Here is a 23,037-nt window from a genome sequence, read left to right on the forward strand (position 1 = left end):
TGTTGCCAACTATTATGCCTTCCCCGTCTTATGTACCGACTTAGGCTGCTCCTGCTGACGCAGATAATTCAGGAAAGCGACTGCTGACAGGGGCAACAAGGACGATTTTAGATGGATGGCATAGAACTGCCTTTTGAATTCGAGTCCGCGGATATCCACAATATGAACAAGTCCCAGAGCCAGTTCATGCTGCACCGAAGAAGGAGATAACATCGTAATACCTACCCCTGCCTCCACGGCCGATTTTACCGCTCCTGTACTGCCAAGTTCCATCACAACATTCATATCCTGTGGATCAATCTTTTTCTTTTGCAGTTGGTCTTCCATCACCTGACGAGTACCCGAGCCCTTCTCACGCAGCACAAAAGGATAATACATTACATCCTCAATATTCACTTTGCTACGCTTAGCCAAATCATGTCCGGCAGGTACAATCAGTTTCAGCTCGTCCTGCATGACAGGCTCCACAATCATGTCCGGGTGGTGTACTGGTGCTTCAATCAGACCAAAATTAAGCTGGTGCTTCAATATATCATCCATAATTTGCGTTGTATTCATCACTTTCATGACAATTGAAATGTCCGGATATTGAAGTGCAAATGGTCCGAGCATGCGTGGAAGCACATATTCCCCAATCGTTAAGCTGGCTCCCAGCTGGAGTCTGCCCTGTAACATCTGAGTAAACGCCGACATCGCTTCGTCCGTCTGTCTGACCAGCTCTACACTCCGTTTCGCATGAGGTAATAAAGTCCGGCCAGCCTCGGATAATTCTATTTTTTTGGTGGAACGATGCAGTAACTTTGTCCCAAAATAGTCCTCCAATGATTGAATCTGCATCGTTACTGCCGGTTGAGTCATATGTAATGCTTGTGCAGCAGCCGAGAAACTCCCCTTCTCTGCTACCGTATAAAAAATATGCAATTGGTGAAAATTCATATCTTCGCCCCTCTTCGATTACACTCTCTACATTGTAGCCGATTTCCCGCTTGGCAACAAAAAAAGCATGCAGCTTGTCTGCATGCGATAATACTTGAATCTATGATTTCAACATATTGAATCTACTCAGGCTTACTTATGCTTACGGCTATTTTTGACCAACGTCATTCTTCTTGAATGTCTTAACCATGAATAATATGACTTCAGGTCCCTTAATTCAATGGTCTCCGACATACGTCCCAGAAACGTAACTACAATCATTTTGTGCAGCGGGTTGCCCGCAATATCATATTCTCCTTCGAGTTCGGAAAATTCGGCGACCACCACCAGATCCTCATCAATCAGGTAGACGTCCTGTTCATTACGGTAGTATGGTGTTATACGGTCCTGCTTCAGACACTCCCATAACCACGCCGCAATATGGTCATCATCACTACGTGCAGGCTCAATACGGTCTGCATACCGCATCTTGGCATGATGGGTAATGACGATGTCGGCCACTTTCTTGTCTCCAAGAGCCACGAAAAACGGCTCGTAGGTGCTCCAACGTTGCATCACCTTATCACGCATGGGAATCACTCTCCACCAGATAGGACTTTCTATCTATTTATTACCAAATATATTACAACATTAGTCCCGCAACCTCAAGGCGTAAGTTTAACTTTTTTTCACAATAGCCAATTTGTGTATAATTCAAGAAAAGAGCGACCCCAAAGGGTCCCTCCAGTTTCTCGTCTATATTCCGTAAAAGCTCGTTTTGTCCATCGTTTTGCTGGCATACTCGGTTTTGATCTCATTACGATACGAGCGTTCGATCTTGCGCACATAGGAAAGTCGCTTCACATTTTTCATCGTATCATCTGCCCGTTCTGCATTAACATACATGACTACATAATGCATACGGCGGGAGATATAATGCACGGTGCCATATTTTTCGAGATTACGGGCAGCTTTCAAATCACTGACCCAAATAATGAATCCTGTCCTTTCCGCAAACATCATCGTTCCCCGCCCTTCTATAATGATTACTTAACTGCAACCACACTTGCCGCCACTACCGCAGCCGCCCTTCGGATTCGGGTCATTGCTCGGTACCTTAATGGTCGTTGACACTGCAAATGCAATGGTCTCTGACATCTGGAATAACATATCATCCAGGGACTTCTCTGCCTGTTTGAAGCGGATTACCGCCTCAAAATTTTCCAACTCCTGTTCCAAAGCCTTCACCTGGTCTTTTGCTGCATGATAATCCGGGTGAAAATGACCGAAACGCTGTGTTTCTTCAAACAATTCCTTCTTGGCATTCAGCTTCCGAATCCCCATCTGAATCTCAGGGGTAGTCTCGACTTGCTGCTTCCAATATAAATAATCCGATACTTCGGCAGATTGGTTAATCATGTCGCCCAGTTCATATGCGCCCGTTAACACTTGGGCCATATCGACCGTGTTCATTTCCGCTACGCTCATGAAATATTCATCCTATCTATATATAAAGTTCTACTTAATGTAGACTATCTCATCATAGCATATCCATGAATAGTTAAGAAGAGTTTTTCCTGCAATTAGAAATAGGGGGAACTTGAAAATTCGCCTTTCAACCTGATATTCATGTGAAATAGTCAGGTTATGACATCATCTGGCAGGATAAGACGCATTGTATCCCACTCTGACGGGGAGAATGTACGCCATTCTGTCTCTGATGTATTTTCACTTGAATCCAGCATGCACCAACCGCTTAAAGTCCAGTGTTCATGACCCTCTACCTGATGTGGAATGAGGTATTGCGTACGATTTTCCTGTTGTATACCCAGCTTGGTCTGCCACTCAATGGCTTTGGCAGCAATCTGTCGGGCGGTTGAACTATGATATCGACGCCACTCCTTGTACCAGGTCTCCGGTATCTCCTCAAACCCCAACAGAGAGAACTTCTTCTCAATGACAGAATGATCACGCTCCAACCCACGCAGAGAAGCAGGGACATCAACCAGACCTAGATTATTGGGAGTGTAGAAAGAAGAATATACACCACTCAACATATCTTTTTCTAATAACTTCGGATCATCTGCAGAGCCTGTATTTGCCTCCATTACCTTCATACTCCGAATTACTGTCAACGGTGCAGCATCGGTCTCCTTTCTCCAATCTGCTAATGCAATACGCACATTCTCTGGTATGCCTGTCAGCGCATATTGTTCCAGAAACTCTATCACTTCATGTAAATCAAACCCTCTGGCTAAGGCCGAAATGAATCGTTCTCTTGTCATACGGTATATGGACATTCGATCACGCGTCACCCTCTCTGCGCATTGCTCCAGAATCCAGATCACATCAGGCCCTGCTTCGGGCGGCACCAACATTTCGAAATCAGGCTGCATGTAAAATCCACACGGCTCCGCTTCACTTACCATCTCTTGTTCTCGATATAACAGGCTCTGCGGTTCGATCAGCCAGCGGAATGCCAGATCTCCCGACTGATCTTCTCCTACTTCACCATACCCCCAGCCAGCTAGTGCGTAGAGCCAGCCCCTGACTCGTGGTTTCAATTCCGAATTCTCTATACGGCACCATATATTTTTTTCTGGAGCAAACACTGCCAATTGATAACGGAAATGCTGCAAAGCGGGTTCATCTTCTCCGTATCTTTCCATACACGCTTGATATATTTCCCAATGCATCTGTCTCCACGAGAGCTGCAACCATGTTTGTAATCGATGATCTACAATCTGAATTTGGCCATCTGACTTCTGAACGAGGTTCAGACTGAGCAGTAGATCGAGAAGGATTGCTACGTGGGTCGGATACAAATCCGAATGTCCATATCGGATACCCAGACCTTCAAAGTCTGTCGAAGATAATACCGTGATCACACTTAATTTTTGAACACTTTTCTTATGTATAGTGCCCTTCCCTGTCAAAGGAAGTCCTTCTCTTTCGATCCACGCGATCAGATGAAGCAGCTCCGCAGCAATATCCGGCTTTCCTTCCTGTAATACATGAGCATGCTGTGCCATCTGTTTAACGGTTATACCCACTCTTTGTGCGTAAGCAATCGTCAATGTGTCCATCAACGAAGCAGGAATATAAAATAATCGCTCTCCCCAACTCTTATATACAGACTCAATCCATCTTTGCTGCCTAAGGTTGGCAAATGAAGATTTGGCTTCTGCGACACTTAGTCCTTCGATGGCCCACTGTTCTCGCGGCAGGAGGGAGGAGAAAGGCTGACCGGCATGTTTGTGAAAAATTGCACCAAGCACTTTTTGTTCCACCACAGTCAGCTTTGACCATGAATCAAGGTTCAGTACCACCGGCTCATCTATTGGTTCAAATGAAGACATATCCCAATCCCTCCTCTTTTCGCGAGTATAAATGGACTATTCGTTCTCATGAACGATAGCATATTCATATCCCTGCTCCACCAAGAACATCTGACGGTTTAATGCAAACTCCTGTTCCTTGCTATCCTCTGATACCAACGCATAGAAATATGCTTTGTTTTCTCCAGCTTTCGGCCTCAGAATTCTCCCCAAACGCTGTGCCTCTTCCTGCCTTGACCCGAAACTCCCGGATATCTCAAGCGCAACAGCAGCATCGGGCAGATCCACAGCAAAATTGGCAACCTTGGATACCACAATCGTTTTAATCTCTCCTCGTCGAAAAGCGGCAAACCATTTGATTCGCTCTTGCTGTGACATGGTTCCCGAGATCAGAGGTGCTTCAATTTCCCGGGCAATCAACTTGAGTTGATCCAGATATTGTCCAATCACAAGTGCAGGCAAATCCCGATGACGTTCAAGCAAACGCTTGACTACACTTACTTTCGCCGGATTCTCGGCAGCCAATCGGAATTGGTGCTTAACCTCGGCTTGCAGATAATTCGATCTTAGTTCCTGGGAAAATGGGATACGTATCTCCTGGCATTGTACATCAGCAATCCACCCTTGCTGCTCCAGTTGTTTCCACGGCATATCATAGAGCTTCGGACCAATCAGCGAGAAAACATCCTGTTCACAGCCATCCTCTCGAACCAATGTAGCCGTTAATCCCAGTCTTCGCGTAGCTTGAATATCCGCAGTTGCACGAAACACTGGTGCTGGCAGCAAATGTACTTCATCATATATGATCAGCCCCCATTCCCGCTCACTGAGCAGTTTGATATGAGTAAAATCAGCATCCTTTGATTTCCGGTGTGTCAGAATCTGATATGTAGCTACTGTCACAGGTTTCACCTGTTTTTTCTGACCTGAATACTCACCAATCTGTTCACTGGTAATCGTGGTTTTGTCTTGAATTTCCTGAATCCACTGTCGCACAGACGTTGTATTGGACGTCAAAATAAGGCATTCACATTGGAGCCGCTCCAGCACGGCCATGCCAATGACCGTTTTGCCTGCTCCGCAAGGAAGTACGAGCAAACCGCTTCCTCCCATGCCCTCACTGCCTTCGAATGCATCCACAGCCTCTCTCTGGTAAGAACGCAGCGCAAATCGCTCAGAGTGGTCCCCTGGATCATTAGACCGCCAATCAAATGAAAGTTTGGTTCCCTCCCGATACCCCACGTAATCAAGCACAGGGTAACCCAATCGTGTTAATTCCCTTTTTAATAACCCTCGCTGTTCTCCTGGGAGCAGAAGTTCATGAGCGTCCTTGCGTTCCATCCGAAAGGCAGCTATCGTTTTCAATCCACTTAATTCATCCAGCAACCGCTCATCCTCACTATAAAGACGCATTCTGGTGTGATCTGCTTCGGAATGCAGCTTTAATTTGCCATACTGATCCATGATTCTCCGAACATCCTGTATCAGTGCAGCAGGCACCTTCCAGCGGGATACCAGCTCCAGACTTGCGATGACTTGATCTGCATTCCATCCCAGCGCAGCCGCATTCCAGAGCGATAACGGAGTGATTCGGTAAGTATGAAACGCTGCTGGTGTCTTAACCAGTTCTGAATACATCCCAAGCTGCTCTCTCGCTCTTTCGAATCCGGGGTGGCCAACTTCCAGCAAAACTGTAAAGTCTCGCTGAACGATACAAGCATCTGTCCTTACCATATGTTCTGTTCCTTCCATTTGGAACCTTCCTCCTATCACAAAAAAGTCCAGTTCCGGCAGCTTCCGAAAATGAACCTGTATAATTGCGAGTTCAAAAAGTCTGGTTTTCAGTACCGAGAAGATGGACTTTTTGAACACATCTATAAAAATCCACAAAAAAACATCCTGCCCATACCTCGGTATGAACAGGATGCCCAACTAGCTATAAAGTCATTCGGCTGTGTAACCCTTGGCCATGGCGATAAATAATCTCACGGCAGTCTGCATCGCGTTTTCATCAAAATCAAACATCGGATGATGATGCGGATAGATCGCATTTTTATCCGGGTTGCCTGCTCCAACAAACATAAAGCACCCTGGCACCTTCTGCAGATAATACGCAAAATCTTCCGCTGGCATCAGCATGGGGGATGCTTGCACTCGTTCTGCCCCAAATAATTCTGTAGCTTCTCTGAAGAAACGCGCTGTCTCCTGTTCATCGTTCACCACAGGCGGATATCCCATAATATATTTCACTTGCGTCTCTGCCCCATAAGCTGCCCCTGTCTGGGCTACCATGGTAAGCACGCGCTCTTTCATCCCGTTTCGGGTTTCTTCATCAAACGTTCTTACCGTACCGCTCATTTTGCATTGCTCTGCAATTACATTCTGAGCCGAGCCCGCCTGCATTGTACCAATGGTCAGCACCGCCGGTTGCAATGGATCAACCGAACGACTGACAACGGTCTGAAGCTGCATCACAAGCGCAGAACCCGCGATGAGACTATCTATCGTGGATTGTGGCATCCCGCCATGTCCACCTTTGCCTTTGATCTCAATGTAAAAATCGTCCGCCGCAGCCATCATCGGTCCTGCTTTGCTGGCAACAACACCTACAGGCAGCGGGGTCCACAGATGAATGCCATATATGACATCCACGCCTTCAAGCGCACCATCCGCAATGACCTGGACTGCACCGCCCGGAAGCAGCTCTTCTGCTGGCTGGAACAAAAAGCGAATCTCGCCTTGGATCTCCTGCTTGTGACGGCTGAAATACAATGCCGTACCGAGCAGGATTGAGATATGACCATCGTGGCCACATGCATGCATCGCTCCTGCTTGTTGTGATGCATACTCGATATTCTTCTCATCCTGAATTGGAAGTGCGTCCATATCAGCTCGCAGCATGACGACAGGACCCGGCTTGTCCCCACGAAGGGTACCGATGACCCCGTGACCACCAACATGACGCCTCACTTCCACGCCAAAACTCTCCAACATATCCGCTACAAAAGAAGATGTCTTCTCCTCATGAAAGGAAACCTCTGGATTGCGATGAAGGTGACGCCGCCATTCCACCATGTGGATCTGCAGATCTTCCCACCATATATTATTAGTCATTTCTCTCCACCCTTTCAATCTTGAACGGGACTTATATCAAGCCCGAACCTTCCTCTTCAAACCTATTGCTGTATATTGTAGCAGAATTGGAAGAAAACCGATACGAAACGCCTTCGGAAAGCTTGCACGGGAAGGGGAAACATACTATCATGAACTAGAGAAATACTCGAGAAATTATACTCGGAAGCTTATGAGGAGGATCAAACGCTTATGATTTTTGAGAATACAGGCTTGGATGGCTTGAAGAGCGACTTGGCATACCTGGATGAGAGCGCCGAGAAAGTCGGATTTGTCCGGTGGCAATGGGAATATTACCGTGCTACATATGACTACAAAATTGAAGATGAACAAACCAACTCAGAATACTTTGTACGCATTAATACCCGCGCTGTGGAAGGCAAATTGGAAAAACCGGATACCGTTCTTGCTGTGGAAGCAGTATACCTCGGCAAAGCCACTTTCCCTCACGGCCTGGATTATGACTCTTCCGTTCCGCAACCAGTCGTGAAGCTGGCAGCCCAAAAATTACAGCAGCTCAAAGAACTGCTGGAAGCATAGGCTGGGCCAAACGATGAAACAACAAACGGCCCAAACGAAAACGAAGAGAGGCACGCCGGATTTTCAACTGCTAATCCTCACTTTATTGTTGGTGGGCTTTGGACTGGTGATGGTATTCAGCTCCAGTTCCAGCATTGCAATCGCAAGCGATAAATTTAACAATGATGCCCTTTACTTCACGAAAAAACAACTTATGTGGGCGATTATCGGTCTATTTGGCATGTTTTTTGCCATGAATATCCGCTTCAACAAGTACAAAAAGCTCTATGCACCCTTTTTCCTGCTCACTACGGTCATGCTGGTGATTGTTTTGATCTCAGGTGCAGTATTGAACGGTGCACGAAGCTGGATTCACATTTTCGGTTTTAGTCTTCAGCCTGCAGAGTTCGCGAAAATTGCTATCATTCTCTATCTCTCTGCTCTTATTACCAAAAAAGGTGAGAAATTCAGGGTTTTCAAGACAGGGTATTTTCCCGTCTTGTTCATCGTTGGATTCATCGCAGGACTGATTATGCTGCAACCAGACTTCGGTACCACCTTTATCCTGGTGTCCACCTGTGGTCTCTTGATCTATGCCGGTGGAGCCAGTATGAAACATATCCTGGGTTCCATTCTCCTGGTTGTACTCGGTGGGGCACTGGCGTTCGGAGCGAATTCTCTGTTTTCTTCCATGTCTCCTTCCGACACAACAACCGCTACAACAGCAGTCACTGCGGAGCAGAACTACAAGATCGGACGTATTCAAGCTTTCCTGAATCCATTATCCGATATTAATGGCGGAAGTCTTAACCTCTACCGTTCTCTTGTTGCCATTGGTGATGGCGGCATGACAGGTTCCGGGATTGGACAAGGTACGATGAAGCTGCACTATTTGCCAAATGCGTATAATGACTTTATTTTCTCCGTAATTGGGGAAGAACTTGGATTCATCGGAAGTGCATTATTCCTGCTTGTTTACCTGTACTTTATCTGGCGAGGAATTATTGTCTCTCTCCGCTGTCCCGATCCATTCGGAACATTGGTCGGCATAGGTATCATGGGACTAATCGCGATTCAGGCATTTATCAACATTGGTGGTGTAACTCAGACCATTCCGGTGACGGGGGTCACGCTTCCGTTTATCAGTTATGGGGGTACCTCACTCTTTGTGATGATGGTTGCCATGGGCATTCTGCTCAGTATCTCACGCACCAACAATCTGGACGTGATCAAGGAAGAGAAAACGAAGTCCGTAACTGTACAGACACAGACTCGTACCTCTCCTGCTCTTCGTTCACGGGAGTCCATCCGCCGGATTCGATAAAGAACAACACCAAAAAGGCTGTGCACCTAATGGATGCGCAGCCTTTTTCTGTGTACTCGGTACTATTCTGTCCATCAAGATGAAGAACAGGTCAATATGGCTCTGTCCTCCATTGCGGATTGCGATTTCTACAGATCGTCGCCTTTGAAAGATACGCCTTCTACCTTTACATTGACTTCAACCACGCGTAATCCGGTCATGGTCTCTACCGCTTCTCTTACATTCTGCTGAAGCATACGGGAAACTTCATGAATCGGGGTTTCGTACAGGACGATGATGCGCAGGTCAATGGCTGCTTCCAGCTGGCCGACCTCAACGCTCACGCCTTTCTGTACGTTTTTACCGCTGAGTCGCTTCGCCCAGCCCTCTGACAATCCTCCAGACATTGCGGCAATTCCGGGTGTTTCCATTGCAGCCATTCCGGCAATTTTTGCAACCACGTCATCGGCAATCCGGATGTTTCCGCTCTCCAGTTGAAGTTGTTCTGCCATGCCACATCCTCCTTCACTTCGTTACTCGTATTTTAAATCCTTTCCACCCCAAAAAGCAAATTAAACTCAAAAAGATGCGTTTACAACCTACCACCATTTGGTTATATTGAAATATGAAAATAATCTCATAAGCGATTTACAATGCAATTCAAAACAAAATAATTTATAACCGAGGTGTTTGTTGTGAGAAACCGGATTTCATCCATTTTGCTGATTGCGTTCTTTGCACTCAGTGCCATCGCCCACTACTTGAAATGGGATTCGATTCTACAGTTCGTGATATCAGCCATTTCGGTTATTTTTGTGGCCGGTTTTTTAGGCAAAGCCACCGAAAATGTGGCCCACTACGCCGGACAGCGGTTGGGTGGATTCTTGAATGCGACCTTCGGCAATGCCGCCGAATTGATCATCGCCATTTTCCTCGTCAAAGAGGGACTGTTCGACATGGTCAAAGCAAGTCTGACAGGTTCCATCATCGGAAATCTGCTGTTAGTGCTCGGGTTAAGTATTTTTGCCGGAGGACTCAAGTTCAAAATCCAGAATTATAATGTTTCACTCGCAGGTCTGAATGGTTCCCTGATGATTGTTGCCATCATTGCCCTGTTTATTCCGGCAGTCTTTCTCAATACACATTCCATTACACAGAAAGACACCAATACACTTAGTCTCATCGTGGCCGGGTTGCTCATCCTCGCGTATATTGCGTGGTTGCTATTCTCCATGGTGACACATAAGAACTACCTTGCAGACGTCACTGAGGATCGCGATGAAGAGCTACCTCATGAGCATGCTCCGGCGTGGTCCAAGAAAAAATCTATTCTCTACCTGGTGCTCGCAACAGTCATGGTTGCTTTCGTCAGTGAATGGCTGGTGGGCACGCTTGAAGTCTTCACTTCGGAATTTGGACTTAGCGAACTGTTTGTCGGTGCATTCCTTGTGGCCATCATCGGTAATGCGGCCGAACACAGTGCAGCCATCATGCTTGCCATGAAAAATAAAATAGGAGCCGCCGTTGAAATTGCGGTTGGCAGCAGCTTGCAGATCGCACTCTTCGTTGCTCCTGTACTGATTTTTGTCAGCTACTTCACAGGCAGAACCATGGACATCGTATTTACAACGATTGAGTTGGTCGCCATCGGCGTATCCGTATTTATTGCAAAGTCCATTACCCAAGATGGTTCAACGAATTGGTACGAAGGTTTACTCCTGCTCGTGGTATATATCATACTCGGTGTTTCCTTCTTCCTGGTGTAACCATGCCCTCACGTAGCCATCATTAAAAATAAACAAGCCGCAAGAGGCAGTCCGAATTTACATTCGGTGCTGTCTCTTTGTTTGTATACGCCTTCCGGCTGGGCTTGCATTCCAGTCCCGTTCAGACGCACAAAAAAAGCATGCATAAACGCCTGCATGCCTTCTATTCTGACCCGCGCATTTGCAGGCTATTGCTCATTCTTCTTGTTCAAGGCTTCATATAAAATTGCCAAATTCCGCTCAAGCGCGCTAACCAGCTGCTTACCTGCACCTTCTGGAAGGAGCCCTGCACGAACAGCAAAATCAACTTCCTTGGAGAACCCATACATCTGTGTATCCAATACTTCCTCATAGAGAGGGCAGTAGCGGGTAGCCAGATTCTCCATCTGTACTTCAATAAGCTTCTGTATTTTATCTGCATCTTCTTGAAGAAGACTGATCGCTTTCAAATTCAGCTGGTCCTGCAGATCAGATGAAGTCATGCATTTTTCCCCCCTATGTCCCAAAAATCGCGTAAAGACGTTCTACCTCTAATATTAGACGAAATGAAGAGCTAATACAAGAACCTGACCAAAATAAGCCCGCAAAGTTAAGCCTTTTGTTGAAGCTTAATCCACCTGTTCCAGCCACGTCCAGACGAGTATTCAGATCATTCCATGCCAAAAAACACCCCTGCCAAAAAAGGCAAAGGTGCTTCTTGAGAGCTATTACTCAGATGCGATGCTTACATTCAGTCCATGCTTGGCAAATACTTCTGACATGGCTGCTTTCGCTTCAACTGCATCTGGACCATGAACATGCAGTTCATAGCTGTGCGTGCTGATCAGCGTTGTAAACAATCCGAGAATACTTTTCACATCGATATACTTGTTCTCCGAATGAAGCACGATTGAAGAAGTAAACTTGCCTGCTGTTTGAGCAATTTCTACTACAGCCGCGTTATTACTCGACATAGGAATCCCTCCGTCTTTTTACGATTGGTATCATCTATTAATTACCACTACATGATACCGTGAATCCGCTTTCCTAGCAACAGCAAAATCCTGTTCCTACTTCAAACGGTCCGGATTCAAGCATTCCAGCTCAGGAATAACAAAGATACCGTCTTTACGAATCAGCACATCGTCAAAATAAATCTCCCCGCCGCCATAATCCGGACGCTGGATTAACACCAGATCCCAGTGGATGGACGAGCGGTTGCCATTGTCCGTTTCTTCGTATGCCTGACCTGGCGTAAAGTGCAAGCTGCCTGCGATTTTTTCATCGAACAGGATATCTTTCATCGGATGCAGAATATGCGGGTTAAATCCAATCGCGAATTCACCAATATGACGAGCACCCTCATCCGAATTCAAAATTTCATTCAAACGCTCTGTGTCGTTGCTTGTTGCTTCAACAATTTTGCCATCCTTGAACGTGAACTTGATATTTTCAAAAGTCACTCCATTGTACAGGGTTGGCGAGTTATAACTAATTGTTCCGTTCACGGAATTACGCACAGGGGCACTGTACACTTCGCCATCCGGGATATTCTTTTGGCCAGAACATTTCTCTGCACCGATATCTTTAATGGAGAAGCTCAGCTCTGTTCCAGGTCCGGTGATACGAACTTTGTCTGTCCGCTTCATCAGGTTAGCGAGCGAGTCCTGCGCTTTATCCATTTTGGCGTAATCCAGATTACATACGTCGAAGTAGAAATCTTCGAACGCTTCTGTACTAGTATTGGCGAGTTGCGCCATACTTGCGTTAGGGTAACGAAGTACAACCCATTTCGTATGTTTGACACGTTGTTCGCTATGTACCGGGTGGGAGTATAATGAATTGTACATTTTCATTTTTTCTTCCGGCACATCGGACAGATCATTCACATTTTCTCCCGCACGAATACCGATATAACAATCCATCTGTTTCATCCGGTTCAGATCAATCTCTGCCCATGTTTTCATCATTTCTTCTGTGGCATTTTTCAGCATCGCACGCTGTACGGTTTTATCAGTCAACTGTACAAAGACGTTACCACCTTTTTTTCCTACCTCTTCAATAATGGCGTTAATCAGTTCACGTTCCGATCCAATCATTTCAACCAATACATTTTCACCAGGCTGAACATCTACTGAATAGCCTACCAGGTTTGCTGCAAGCTTTTGAATTCTTGGGTCTTTCATCTTGGTAAAATCCTCCTGTCATCTGCCATACTTAAATTGAACAACGGTAAATTACGATACTATTGTAGCACGCGAACAGTCATCCCGTCAGCAGGCAGTCCCTCACTTCGTTTATTGATATGACTTGAAGTTTACATCGGTGACAAGGGCTTCTTTGTTACTTTTACGGTTGTTGTCCGTGTAACTCATCTGACTTTCAGAGGATAAACGAAGAGGCAGACTGCTCTTCCGATCTACCGTGAGATGATATACCGTCTGCACGCTCGCTTGTTTCATCATCTGTTGCATCGTTGTTTCACCCTGTTTCCAAACTTTCTCCAGATCCTTCTCAAGCTTCTCCTTACGCGCCCCTTTCACCGAAGCTGCCTTATGCATATATTCTGCCCGAATGGCGTTCATCTCGTCGTTTAGCTGGGTTACAGCCCATGATTTAGCGTCTTCCGGTGCAAGTTCAATCCGTAATGTTCTGGTTCGACGACCAGCGCCATACTCCGATTGGATGGTTTTGTGCATCCCATCGATCTTCTCCAATTGGGCAATTGGGTTAAAACGAGAAAGAGACCCACGCAGCGGCTCATGCTGCGCTGACAATGCCATCCATTGCCCTTGTTTCCGCTCGAAAGAGGCGCTAAACCCACTGGGCTGTCCATTATTTTTTACGGCAGTTGTTTGAATGCCTGTCCCCACAGCAGTTACTTCTCCAGGTAATCGGGTCTGAAGGGTCAGACGATCATGATTCTCCAGCTTGCCTTCAAACTTGAACTGATTCTCGAACAGCCCACTGTTCTCCCGTCGAAGTCCTGCCTCTCCTTCAAAACTCAACGTTTCTTTTCCCGCTATCCCCGATAAAGCCAAGGAAAAAACCTCTTCAGGCGTTTGATCTCGCTGGATTAATCCACAACCCGGAACACCAATAATCACGATGCTCACAAATAACCATAATGTACGTACCGAATGGCGGTTAAACATGTCTATCTTCATCCTTCCGTGAACTTTCTCCATAGATTGCCCCGCCCGTATACGCTTATACTTCCTTCTACACACAACTTGATTCTCCCATGCACAAAAAAAAAAGAGAACGACTCCGCAATTGGAATTGTTCTCTCTTAACGTGTTACATTCTGTTCCTCTACAACGATTCTGTTCCGACCACCATTCTTGGCGCTGTACAAAGCCATATCAGCCCGATAAAACAAGGACTCTACACTGACCTTTTCATCCATCCAATTCCACTCTGCGATGCCACTGGATACCGTAACGGGCGGTCTGGTCTCTTCTTCGACTCTCTTTCGAATCACTTCCGCATAATCTAACGCCTGCCTTACACTCACCTGTGGCATATAGATCGCCAGTTCTTCTCCACCCCATCTGGCACAGACATCCTCCGAGCGAACAGAGCTCGTGACGATCTCACTCACTTGCTTCAATACTTGATCCCCCGTCTGGTGTCCGAATGTGTCATTCACCTGTTTGAACTGATCAATATCCACCACTATGAGGGAGCCACAGAATTCATGAGCCTGTCGCTCGTGAATTACACTATCCAGATAATGCCTCACATACAGACCTGTCAACATATCCAGATTAGCCAAGCGCCGAACCTCGGCATGCAGCGTGGCATTTGACAGGGCAAGCCCGATATGAATGGATAACATCTGCAAGAGCCGATAGTTATCATATGAAAAGTAATGCTCTCTACTATGTCCCAACAAAATGGCACCCTTCACTTCACCATTAACTCTGATCGGTGATGCAATAAGTGACATGGACCCCGTATCTTCCATGAAAAAGGAGGACACTTTATCATATTGCGCATAATTGACTATAATAAGCGGTTCCTCTGTTCGATAGATCAAGCCTGCGATACCGTAGTCTACAGAAAAGGATTGGTGAAAAACATCTTTCACGTTAGATGACATCACTTCAAAGTCATTGGTACTGTCATTGAGTTGAAGAATGCAACACGTTTCAGCCTGGAATATTTCCTTTAACTCTTGCTCGGATAATTGATAAATCTCCGAAAGATGGAGGCTCTTGTTCAACCGCTGTGTAAGATCATTAATTAAACGGAGTTCCTGAATTAACATATTGGATTGTTCATGCAACTTGGCGTTCTCAAAGGCCGTTCCGGCAGTGTCTACCATCATCGTAATCAATTGCAAGTCCGATTCTTCCATAATCTCTTCATTCATTTCGATATGGAACACACCGTATATGCCTTGTTTGCCTTTCAGCGGAATCCCTACATCTACAATGCGGTTCTCTGCATCATGTGAGCGAGCAACAATCAGCTTACCTTCCATAAAAGAACGCACACAAATATCTTCTCCTCGCTCGTGGACAAGCAACGGTTTAATCCGTGGATCAGAGTTGCTCTGATCCTGAGACATATACAATTCGATATAAGTGGCCGGGTACAAGTAATCCATACTGTCAAATACCTCATCCAATATGGCCTCGACATCCATTTTGTCATGCATTCTCTGAACAATCTGAAAGAGGATGGACCTCCGGTGTTCCTCACGGGCTGTTTGTTCATGAGCATGTAACAGGTCCGTCATAAATATGTATTCGAATCTTCGGTAAAAGCAGGTGTGATAATGCAATGCCTCAGATTGAACCACAGCTTCAGACGTTTCATATCCATTGGATTCATAGATCACAGCAGTGAATACGGCAAACATATCCTTGTTAGTTCTGGAGAATAAGGGATGTGTTATTATAAGATATTCTCCGTGTTCGCTTGTCCCTTTAAGGGACAGGACCTGTCTCTTATCCAAACATTCCAATACCAGCCTGCGTGCATTTACGCCCGGATCAGCTTCATGATCGCTATCGTATCCTATGCAATCACCTTCTGTGTTCCACACGCTGTAAAAGGTTGATGGTCTGGCCAGCATTGAACCCACTCTGGAGTTCCAGTCACTGTATGCCTGCTCTAGCAAGCCGCCCAAATATGAAAAATCAAAAGGTGTGATATCCATTTTTTGCATCCACAACACATGCTCATCATGAGAACGAGGAGCTGCAAAAGATGCGGAATCGCCCGAACTTCTTGAATTCAAGCTGGCAGGTAAACTTCTTAGATGTTCTAACATGTCAGGCGCTCCTTTGCACCGTTTTTGCATCCACCAGGATGCATTAATCTGCAGACGTTATCGCAAACCTGCAAATCCGTTGCGATAACCTTGTTACATAAAGATGATTTAAAGTTAAGATACAATCTATTTTACTCTGTTTAAACCTTTTTTGCATCCATATTTCAGAAAATTGTCCCATTATTTTAGGCCCAATGACCTATCGACAAATTTAGACGTTTTTTTGCTTTTATTCTGCGCTTGACTTTGTTTCTCTTAAACTGTAATATAAATTGTTGATGAAGACTACTAAATGGGTCTTTAAATTTGGGCATTACCGGTTGTGTCACCCTCATTCTTTTTGTTGCTTTCAGGACAGCGGCTGAACTTTCCTGATCGTTCTATGCGAGGCCAAGCCCGCATCAACAAATTGGAGCGCAAACAGAGCCCTAATATGAACTTTAACTAAAAAGGAGCTACTTTAAACATGGCACGTTACACTGGTCCTAAATTTAAATTGAGCCGTCGCCTCGGCATTTCCCTTAGCGGAACAGGCAAAGAATTGAAACGCCCTTTCCCTCCAGGTCAGCACGGAGCTAACCAACGCAGAAAAATGAGCAACTACGGTATGCAATTGCAAGAAAAACAAAAATTGCGCCACATGTACGGTTTGGGCGAGAAGCAATTCCGCACACTGTTCTCTAAAGCTCAAAAAATGCAAGGTATTGCCGGTGAGAACTTCATGTTCTTGCTTGAGTGCCGCCTTGACAACCTCGTTTACCGCCTTGGGTTTGCTAACTCCCGCGCTGGAGCGCGTCAGTTGGTAGCACACGGTCACGTAACTGTAAACGGCAAAAAAGTCGATATCGCTTCTTACCAAGTAAGCACTGGTGATGTAATCGGCTTGCGTGAGAAGAGCCGCGCTCTTTCTTCCATTAAAGAAGCTTTGGAAGGCCGTTCGCATCTTCCAGCATACGTTGAATACAACGAAGCAGCTGTAGAAGGTAAATTCATCCGCTTGCCTGAGCGTGCTGAATTGTCCCAAGACATCGATGAAAAACAAATCGTCGAGTTCTACAACCGTTAATCGTTGCAATCACATTAAAGTTTCAATCCAAACAGCTGTCGAGATTTTCTCGGCAGCTGTTTTTCTATGCTTTTTTTAATTATCTTCATTATAGGAACGTAAATAACGATATAAAATATAGACTCCCTTCAGGAGAAGCACACATCCATATATACATCACAAGAATGACATCGAGGGGGATTAAACATGCATTTTTTTCGCAATCGCAAGCTCGCTGTTAAGCTTGGACTTTTACTCGGGATCGTATTACTCTGTTGTATTGGAGCCCTGATTGCATTTAATACCAAATCCATTTACGACAAAAGCCTCCAGTACGGCGAAACCGTTGCTGGACAGGCAGCAAACCGGGCTACGAATGAGTTTATGACTGACATTAATCAGGTTAAAAACACGTTGGACACCATGAGTACCACGTTATTGGATGCCGCTCAGAACGGATCACTCAACCGTGAAGAAGTCGTCAGACTCCTTGAACAATATCTGAAGAAGGACGAGAAAGTTTTTGGCTTTTATACGGGCTGGGAACCAAATGCCTTTGATGGAAACGATGCGGAGCACATCAACAAAAAAGAATATGATGATGGTACGGGGCGATTCGTTCCATACGTTATACGTGATGGCAACTCCCTGCATTTTGAGCCTATGCCTACTTATGAGGGAAGCGGTGAAACCAGTACTTACTATCAGCAGCCAAAGAAAACCAAATCCATCTATTGGTCCGAGCCTGTTACCTATACGGTTGGTGGTAAAGAAACACTGCTCGTTTCGATTGTCCTCCCTCTATTAGATGAAAACAAAAATTTTCTGGGCATTGTTGGGGCCGACTTTACCATTGATCGTTTTCAGCAAAATATAGCATCACTTAATCCGGATCAGGGTTATGCCATGCTTATTACTAGTGAAGGACAGATTGCTGCACACGGCTCCAAACCGGAACTGGCTAATGAAGGTGCCGTAATTCCATCTGAAATGAAGACAGTCATTCAGCGTATACAGTCTGGCGAATCTCAGTTTTACGCTACGGACCCTGAATTAGGTGAAGAACTGTTTATTGCCGAGCCCGCCAGGTTACAAGGAACGGATTCAAACTGGTACCTTGTATCGGCGCTGCCAAAGAGCCATATCCTTCAACCTTTCTATGACAGCTTGAACTGGTCCATACTGATTGCGGCACTGGCAGTGCTTATGCTTGCAGGTGTGGTTACCTACACCATCGTCTCCATTGTAAGGCAGTTGAATCAAGTTAATATCGTCGCTGGACAGCTGGCTGGTGGAGATTTGACACAAAAGTTACCTGTACGATCCAAAGATGAATTTGGCATCATGGCGGGTCATATGAATCAGATGATGGATACATTGCGACATACCATATCGGTTATATCCGAACATGCTTTATCTGTCGGCTCCACCTCTCAACAGTTGACCGCAGGTGCCGAAGAAACAGGTAAAGCAGCCGAACTGATTGCATTAACAGGAGTCGAACTTGCAGATAAAGCAGGTAAACAGGTGCAGGAGCTGCAAGAGTCCTCCCGTTCCATGAATGAAATATCTGCAGGGATCGGAAGAATTGCAAAGGCCGCCTCCGATGTATCCGATTCATCGCGAACTGTGGCCGAACGAACAACCATCGGAACGGATAAGATTCAGTCCGCTATGCGTATGGTCGATAGTGCCACTTCTTCTGTGCAGACGTCGATGACCGCACTGGAGAATTTCCGCCAACGTTCGGAAGAGATTGGCCATATTACAGGCATGATCACAGAAGTTAGCCGTCAAACCAACCTACTTGCACTTAATGCTTCCATTGAAGCATCGCGAGCAGGTGAACACGGGCGCGGGTTCGGTGTTGTTGCTTCCGAGATTCGTAATCTGGCGGAACAATCCAGAGTATCAGCAGCGCAGATTGCAGCGTTAATTCATAGCGTTCAGCAAGAGGTCCTTTCTCTCGTTGAAAATATGGGACATGGGAATGCCGAGGTGAGCCATATAGCGGAAGTGATTAATGAAAGTGGTGAACTATTCCTCTCCATTTCATCACAGATTACAGATGTTAATGAGCAGATTGAACATGTCTCAGCTATTGCACAGCAGATGTCAGCTGGATCACAGCAGGTTGATGCCACGTTAGTGCAACTCAAAACCATTGGTCATGAGACAGCAGATCATGCAACTCGTGTTGCCTCTGCCTCTGAAGAACAACTCGCATCCATGGAAGAGATTACGGCGGCATCTGCCTCACTGGCTAATCTTACGCAGGAGCTATTAGAACTGATTCAACGCTTCAAAACCTAATGTAGAAGACCTCCAAAACGACAAGTCATTCAGGCCACCCCTGTGAACCTCAGCATGGAGGTGGCCTGCTTATTTTGGCTTACAACTCATGAAATGTGCTTCAATATCGCATGATATATAGCATAATGCATGGCAGAATGGCAAATTTCGACCATTACTTGTATTTCTCAGGCATGCAAACCCGCCTTTTTATGCTATAATAAGTGCTGTTAAAAGGAGGAAGACACTGAATGGTTGATGTTAATAAGAAAAAGCCCGATGAACAGCCTGTACGCAAACGCAGTTTTGCCCGCAGACTGGGAAGTTTCGTCAAATGGATGGTTGTCCTTGGATTTATGGGGGCACTATTTGTAGGCGGTGCTTTGATGGGATACGTCAGTTCCATTGTGAAAGACGAGCCTGTCCGTTCAAGGGCCCTGATTGAACAAAAAGTCAGCGAAAACTCCATCACAGGCTTTGCTTACTTTGCCGACGGCAGTCCGATCGGTCAATTACGTACGGAAGAAGACAGGCGTCCGGTCACTACAGACCAGATCCCACAAAAGGTTATTGATGCTGTCATTTCGATTGAAGACAATCATTTTTACGAACATAAAGGTGTAGACATGAGCGGAACACTACGTGCCGTGAAACAGAAAGTGCTGAAAGAATCAGTACAAACCGGCGGTAGTACACTGACTCAGCAATTGGCGCGTCGTGTGTTTTTGAATCTGGATCGCACGGAAGATCGGAAAGTGAAAGAAATTTTGCTCTCACTCCGACTCGAACGTTTCCTGACCAAAGACGAGATCATGACAGCCTATCTGAACAAAGTTCCTTTTGGTAATGGTTCCAGCGGATACAACGTTTACGGAATCAAGGCGGCCGCCAAAGGATTGTTCAATATTAACGATCTGGAAAAAATCAACATTGCTCAAGCTGCTTATCTTGCTGGATTGCCACAACTCCCCTCCTCTTACTCCGCTTTTAACGGTAAAGGTGATTTTGTAGAGGAGAATTTTGACCGCGCAATCAACCGTCAGCATCTGGTACTGCGCCGTATGCTTGAACTGGGCAAGATCAATCAGTCCGAGTATGACAAAGCTCTTGCTTTTGATATCAAAAGCTCACTTGCTCCGAAGACCATCAAGGCTTACAACACTTATCCATATCTTATGATGGAAACGGAACGACAAGCTGCACAGATTTTGATGAAACAGTTGAATTCCGACACAGCTGAATCTACTGACAAAGATACGGATGCAGACACACCTCAGAAGGAAAGCAGTGCATTATTAGAGGAAGCTCAGACGCAACTGCGGACAGGTGGATATCGTATATACACGACCATCAACAAAAGTATCTACAAAACGATGCGTACCATTGCGGAAGATGACAGCAATTTCTCAGCAGATGATCCTGTCAAAGGAAAAGAACAAACTGCTGCCATGCTGATTAATCACAAAACCGGTGCTATTCTGGGCATGATTGAGGGACGGGATTTCCAGGATGAACAGATGAACTACGCAACGCAGATGATACGTCAGCCAGGTTCAACGATGAAACCTATTGCAGCTTATCTGCCAGCTCTGGATGAAGGTCTTGTCCAACCTGCTTCTATTATTGATGACTCACCGATCATTCTCAAAAATGGTCCGAGCGGCTACCACATTGCCAAGAATGCCAACAACCGGTATCAGGGACTGGTCACTGCCCGCAGAGCACTGAACTATTCTCTTAATATACCGGCTCTGAAGTTGTTTAATGAAGAAGTAGGGATCGAGAAGGCTTGGACCTTCTCCAAGAAACTGGGGATTACCACCATTCAGAAGGAAGACTATCAGGCTCAGACAGGTGTTCTCGGAGGTCTCCAATACGGTGTAACCGTTGAAGAATTAACCAGTGCCTATGGCGCCATCGCCAATAATGGTGTATATAACGATTCTTACATGATTAGCAAAATTGTAGATTCCAAAGGAAACATCGTTTATAAACACGATACTGAACCTGTCCAAGCCTTCTCGGAGCAGACAGCATACCTGATGACCGATATGCTGCGGACCGTTATTACAGAAGGAACGGCAGATAAAGTACGTGAGAATTACAAATATTCGAAGAGTGTGCCGATTGTAGGTAAAACGGGTTCCACTCAAAACTACGCAGATGTCTGGTTTGAAGGTTATACACCAGATGTCACACTTGGCGTGTGGGTTGGATACAAACAGCCAGTGAACACGCTGGAAAGTAAATCACAGAGAAAACGTGCGCAGCAACTGTGGTCGAAAATACTGAACGAAGTGATCGATACGCAAAAAGATCTGTTTGTCACGGATTCGTTCAAAAAACCATCTGGCATCGAAACGCGCACGGTGTCGGCATACAGTGGCAAGTTACCAACATCCATGACTGACAAATTTGTTACGGATATTTTCAACAGCAAGTTTGTTCCGAAGGATAGCGATGACGGTGTAGCCAAAGCCAAGTACATTACTTACAATGGTGTAAACTATATTCCACGTGACGGAACACCTTCGGACATGTTGAAGGAAAAAACAGTAATCAAGCGTAAAAAACCAATCTCGGATCTCATCAAAGAATTGCAAAATGCATTCTCACGTATGAGTCGACATGAGTCACTTGCTTATTATCTTCCTGAAGATGCTGGTGCAGACATGCCAACACAGATTGATCCAAGGACAGATAATGGCAAAGCTCCTGATGCACCAGGTAACGTACGCATCTCAACCTCAGGTGACCGAGCTGTCATTACATTTAATTCCACACCTGAAAATGATGTCGTGGGTTATCGTCTGTACCGTTCTGTAAACGGTGGAGGATTCCAGAACCAGGGTCAGGTTGTCTTGGTCGGTGAATCCAGATCATTCTCTGCATATGCAGCGCAAGGCGGCAACTTCGCCTTCTATGTAACGGCAGTGGATGTTGCCGGCAGGGAGTCTGCTCCTAGCGCTACAGTAAATAGTGCTGGTGTAGCTCCTCCTGTGGAAGAAGAGATTGATGAACCGATTGAAGTTCCGGGTACAGTCATTACCCCGGGAGAAACGCAGACCGATAATACAACAACGACAGCTCCAGGCACACCTGGTCAAGTCAGCGTATCCGCCCTCACTCAAGGACTGCGTATTCAATGGGCATCCAGTCCAAACGCAGATAGTTATACTGTATATTACAGTGAAACAGGCTCGGCTCCTTACACCAAAATTGGAACAACAGCGGGAAATACCATGGATTATGGAGTACCCGCATCGACCAGTGGATGGTTTAAGGTATCTGCCAGCAACAGTGCGGGTGAATCCGAACCTTCTGCAGCCATACATTTTCAACCCTGATTCAGACATAGCGTTCCAAAACAAGCCGCATCCTCAGACTGTATCTGAGTGTGCGGCTTTTTATTTGTATTTACAGCAGCCAAAAAGCCTGCTTCATGCCATTGGCATAAAACAGGC

Annotated in this window: 19 protein-coding genes; 6 read left to right on the forward strand and 13 right to left on the reverse strand. The window is 45.8% G+C overall.

The annotated features are described in order from the left end of the window. Window positions 1-12 precede the first annotated feature (12 nt). The 7 genes from MHB85_RS21230 to MHB85_RS21260 all read right to left on the reverse strand — a co-directional run bounded on the left by MHB85_RS21230 (window position 13) and on the right by MHB85_RS21260 (window position 7,367). Window positions 13-936 carry a selenium metabolism-associated LysR family transcriptional regulator gene (locus MHB85_RS21230; protein WP_091014289.1) on the reverse strand — a complete coding sequence of 308 codons (924 nt, stop codon included), beginning with the start codon at window positions 934-936 and terminating at the stop codon, window positions 13-15. Between the two features lie 132 nt (window positions 937-1,068). Then, on the reverse strand, window positions 1,069-1,506 hold the full coding sequence (locus MHB85_RS21235) for a hypothetical protein (RefSeq protein ID WP_017687436.1): 438 nt from the start codon (window positions 1,504-1,506) through the stop codon (window positions 1,069-1,071). A 165-nt stretch (window positions 1,507-1,671) separates the two neighbouring features. Beyond that, window positions 1,672-1,935, reverse strand: a complete 264-nt coding sequence (locus MHB85_RS21240; protein WP_026080981.1) for a YlbG family protein — start codon at window positions 1,933-1,935, stop codon at window positions 1,672-1,674. A gap of 30 nt (window positions 1,936-1,965) precedes the next feature. Further along, window positions 1,966-2,403, reverse strand: coding sequence for a YlbF family regulator (locus MHB85_RS21245; RefSeq protein WP_036614642.1), 438 nt, complete (start codon window positions 2,401-2,403; stop codon window positions 1,966-1,968). A 152-nt stretch (window positions 2,404-2,555) separates the two neighbouring features. After that, window positions 2,556-4,274, reverse strand: a complete 1,719-nt coding sequence (locus MHB85_RS21250) for a helicase-associated domain-containing protein (RefSeq protein ID WP_341073656.1) — start codon at window positions 4,272-4,274, stop codon at window positions 2,556-2,558. A gap of 36 nt (window positions 4,275-4,310) precedes the next feature. Further along, window positions 4,311-5,987 carry a DNA repair helicase XPB gene (locus MHB85_RS21255; protein ID WP_445739059.1) on the reverse strand — a complete coding sequence of 559 codons (1,677 nt, stop codon included), beginning with the start codon at window positions 5,985-5,987 and terminating at the stop codon, window positions 4,311-4,313. 210 nt (window positions 5,988-6,197) lie between these two features. Continuing rightward, window positions 6,198-7,367, reverse strand: coding sequence for a M20 family metallopeptidase (locus tag MHB85_RS21260; protein ID WP_341073658.1), 1,170 nt, complete (start codon window positions 7,365-7,367; stop codon window positions 6,198-6,200). A 210-nt stretch (window positions 7,368-7,577) separates the two neighbouring features. On the opposite strand from MHB85_RS21260, the gene MHB85_RS21265 reads away from it, so the two are divergent. Then, window positions 7,578-7,925, forward strand: a complete 348-nt coding sequence (locus MHB85_RS21265) for a YugN family protein (protein WP_017687430.1) — start codon at window positions 7,578-7,580, stop codon at window positions 7,923-7,925. Between the two features lie 13 nt (window positions 7,926-7,938). Further along, window positions 7,939-9,228 carry a putative lipid II flippase FtsW gene (gene ftsW / locus MHB85_RS21270; protein ID WP_091014278.1) on the forward strand — a complete coding sequence of 430 codons (1,290 nt, stop codon included), beginning with the start codon at window positions 7,939-7,941 and terminating at the stop codon, window positions 9,226-9,228. 128 nt (window positions 9,229-9,356) lie between these two features. On the opposite strand, the gene MHB85_RS21275 is transcribed toward ftsW, so the two are convergent. After that, entirely contained in the window at window positions 9,357-9,719 is a 363-nt protein-coding gene (locus tag MHB85_RS21275; RefSeq protein WP_017687428.1) for an Asp23/Gls24 family envelope stress response protein, read from the reverse strand. 183 nt (window positions 9,720-9,902) lie between these two features. On the opposite strand from MHB85_RS21275, the gene cax reads away from it, so the two are divergent. Beyond that, a complete protein-coding gene (cax, locus tag MHB85_RS21280; RefSeq protein ID WP_036674882.1) occupies window positions 9,903-10,973 on the forward strand; it encodes a calcium/proton exchanger in 1,071 nt (356 codons plus the stop codon). Window positions 10,974-11,161: 188 nt separating this feature from the next. Here cax and MHB85_RS21285 read toward each other — a convergent pair whose 3' ends face one another. From MHB85_RS21285 to MHB85_RS21305, 5 genes are all read right to left on the reverse strand, one after another. Next, a complete protein-coding gene (locus MHB85_RS21285) occupies window positions 11,162-11,455 on the reverse strand; it encodes a YlaN family protein (protein ID WP_017687426.1) in 294 nt (97 codons plus the stop codon). Window positions 11,456-11,680: 225 nt separating this feature from the next. Then, window positions 11,681-11,926, reverse strand: coding sequence for an HPr family phosphocarrier protein (locus MHB85_RS21290; protein WP_036614658.1), 246 nt, complete (start codon window positions 11,924-11,926; stop codon window positions 11,681-11,683). A 96-nt stretch (window positions 11,927-12,022) separates the two neighbouring features. After that, window positions 12,023-13,138: an aminopeptidase gene (locus MHB85_RS21295; protein ID WP_091014275.1), complete on the reverse strand. Its 1,116-nt coding sequence runs from the start codon at window positions 13,136-13,138 to the stop codon at window positions 12,023-12,025. Between the two features lie 111 nt (window positions 13,139-13,249). Continuing rightward, complete coding sequence (locus MHB85_RS21300) at window positions 13,250-14,140, reverse strand: hypothetical protein (RefSeq protein ID WP_206759571.1); 891 nt, start codon at window positions 14,138-14,140, stop codon at window positions 13,250-13,252. A 104-nt stretch (window positions 14,141-14,244) separates the two neighbouring features. Next, a complete protein-coding gene (locus tag MHB85_RS21305; RefSeq protein WP_091014271.1) occupies window positions 14,245-16,236 on the reverse strand; it encodes a sensor domain-containing diguanylate cyclase in 1,992 nt (663 codons plus the stop codon). Window positions 16,237-16,702: 466 nt separating this feature from the next. Here MHB85_RS21305 and rpsD point away from each other — a divergent pair, with 466 nt between their 5' ends. The 3 genes from rpsD to MHB85_RS21320 all read left to right on the forward strand — a co-directional run bounded on the left by rpsD (window position 16,703) and on the right by MHB85_RS21320 (window position 22,920). Next, window positions 16,703-17,302: a 30S ribosomal protein S4 gene (gene rpsD, locus MHB85_RS21310; protein ID WP_076211410.1), complete on the forward strand. Its 600-nt coding sequence runs from the start codon at window positions 16,703-16,705 to the stop codon at window positions 17,300-17,302. Window positions 17,303-17,488: 186 nt separating this feature from the next. After that, window positions 17,489-19,594, forward strand: coding sequence for a methyl-accepting chemotaxis protein (locus tag MHB85_RS21315; protein WP_091014268.1), 2,106 nt, complete (start codon window positions 17,489-17,491; stop codon window positions 19,592-19,594). Window positions 19,595-19,824: 230 nt separating this feature from the next. Then, a complete protein-coding gene (locus MHB85_RS21320) occupies window positions 19,825-22,920 on the forward strand; it encodes a transglycosylase domain-containing protein (RefSeq protein WP_091014264.1) in 3,096 nt (1,031 codons plus the stop codon). Window positions 22,921-23,037 lie beyond the last annotated feature (117 nt).

This window comes from Paenibacillus sp. FSL K6-4396 (assembly GCF_038002525.1).
GTDB lineage: Bacteria > Bacillota > Bacilli > Paenibacillales > Paenibacillaceae > Paenibacillus > Paenibacillus amylolyticus_B.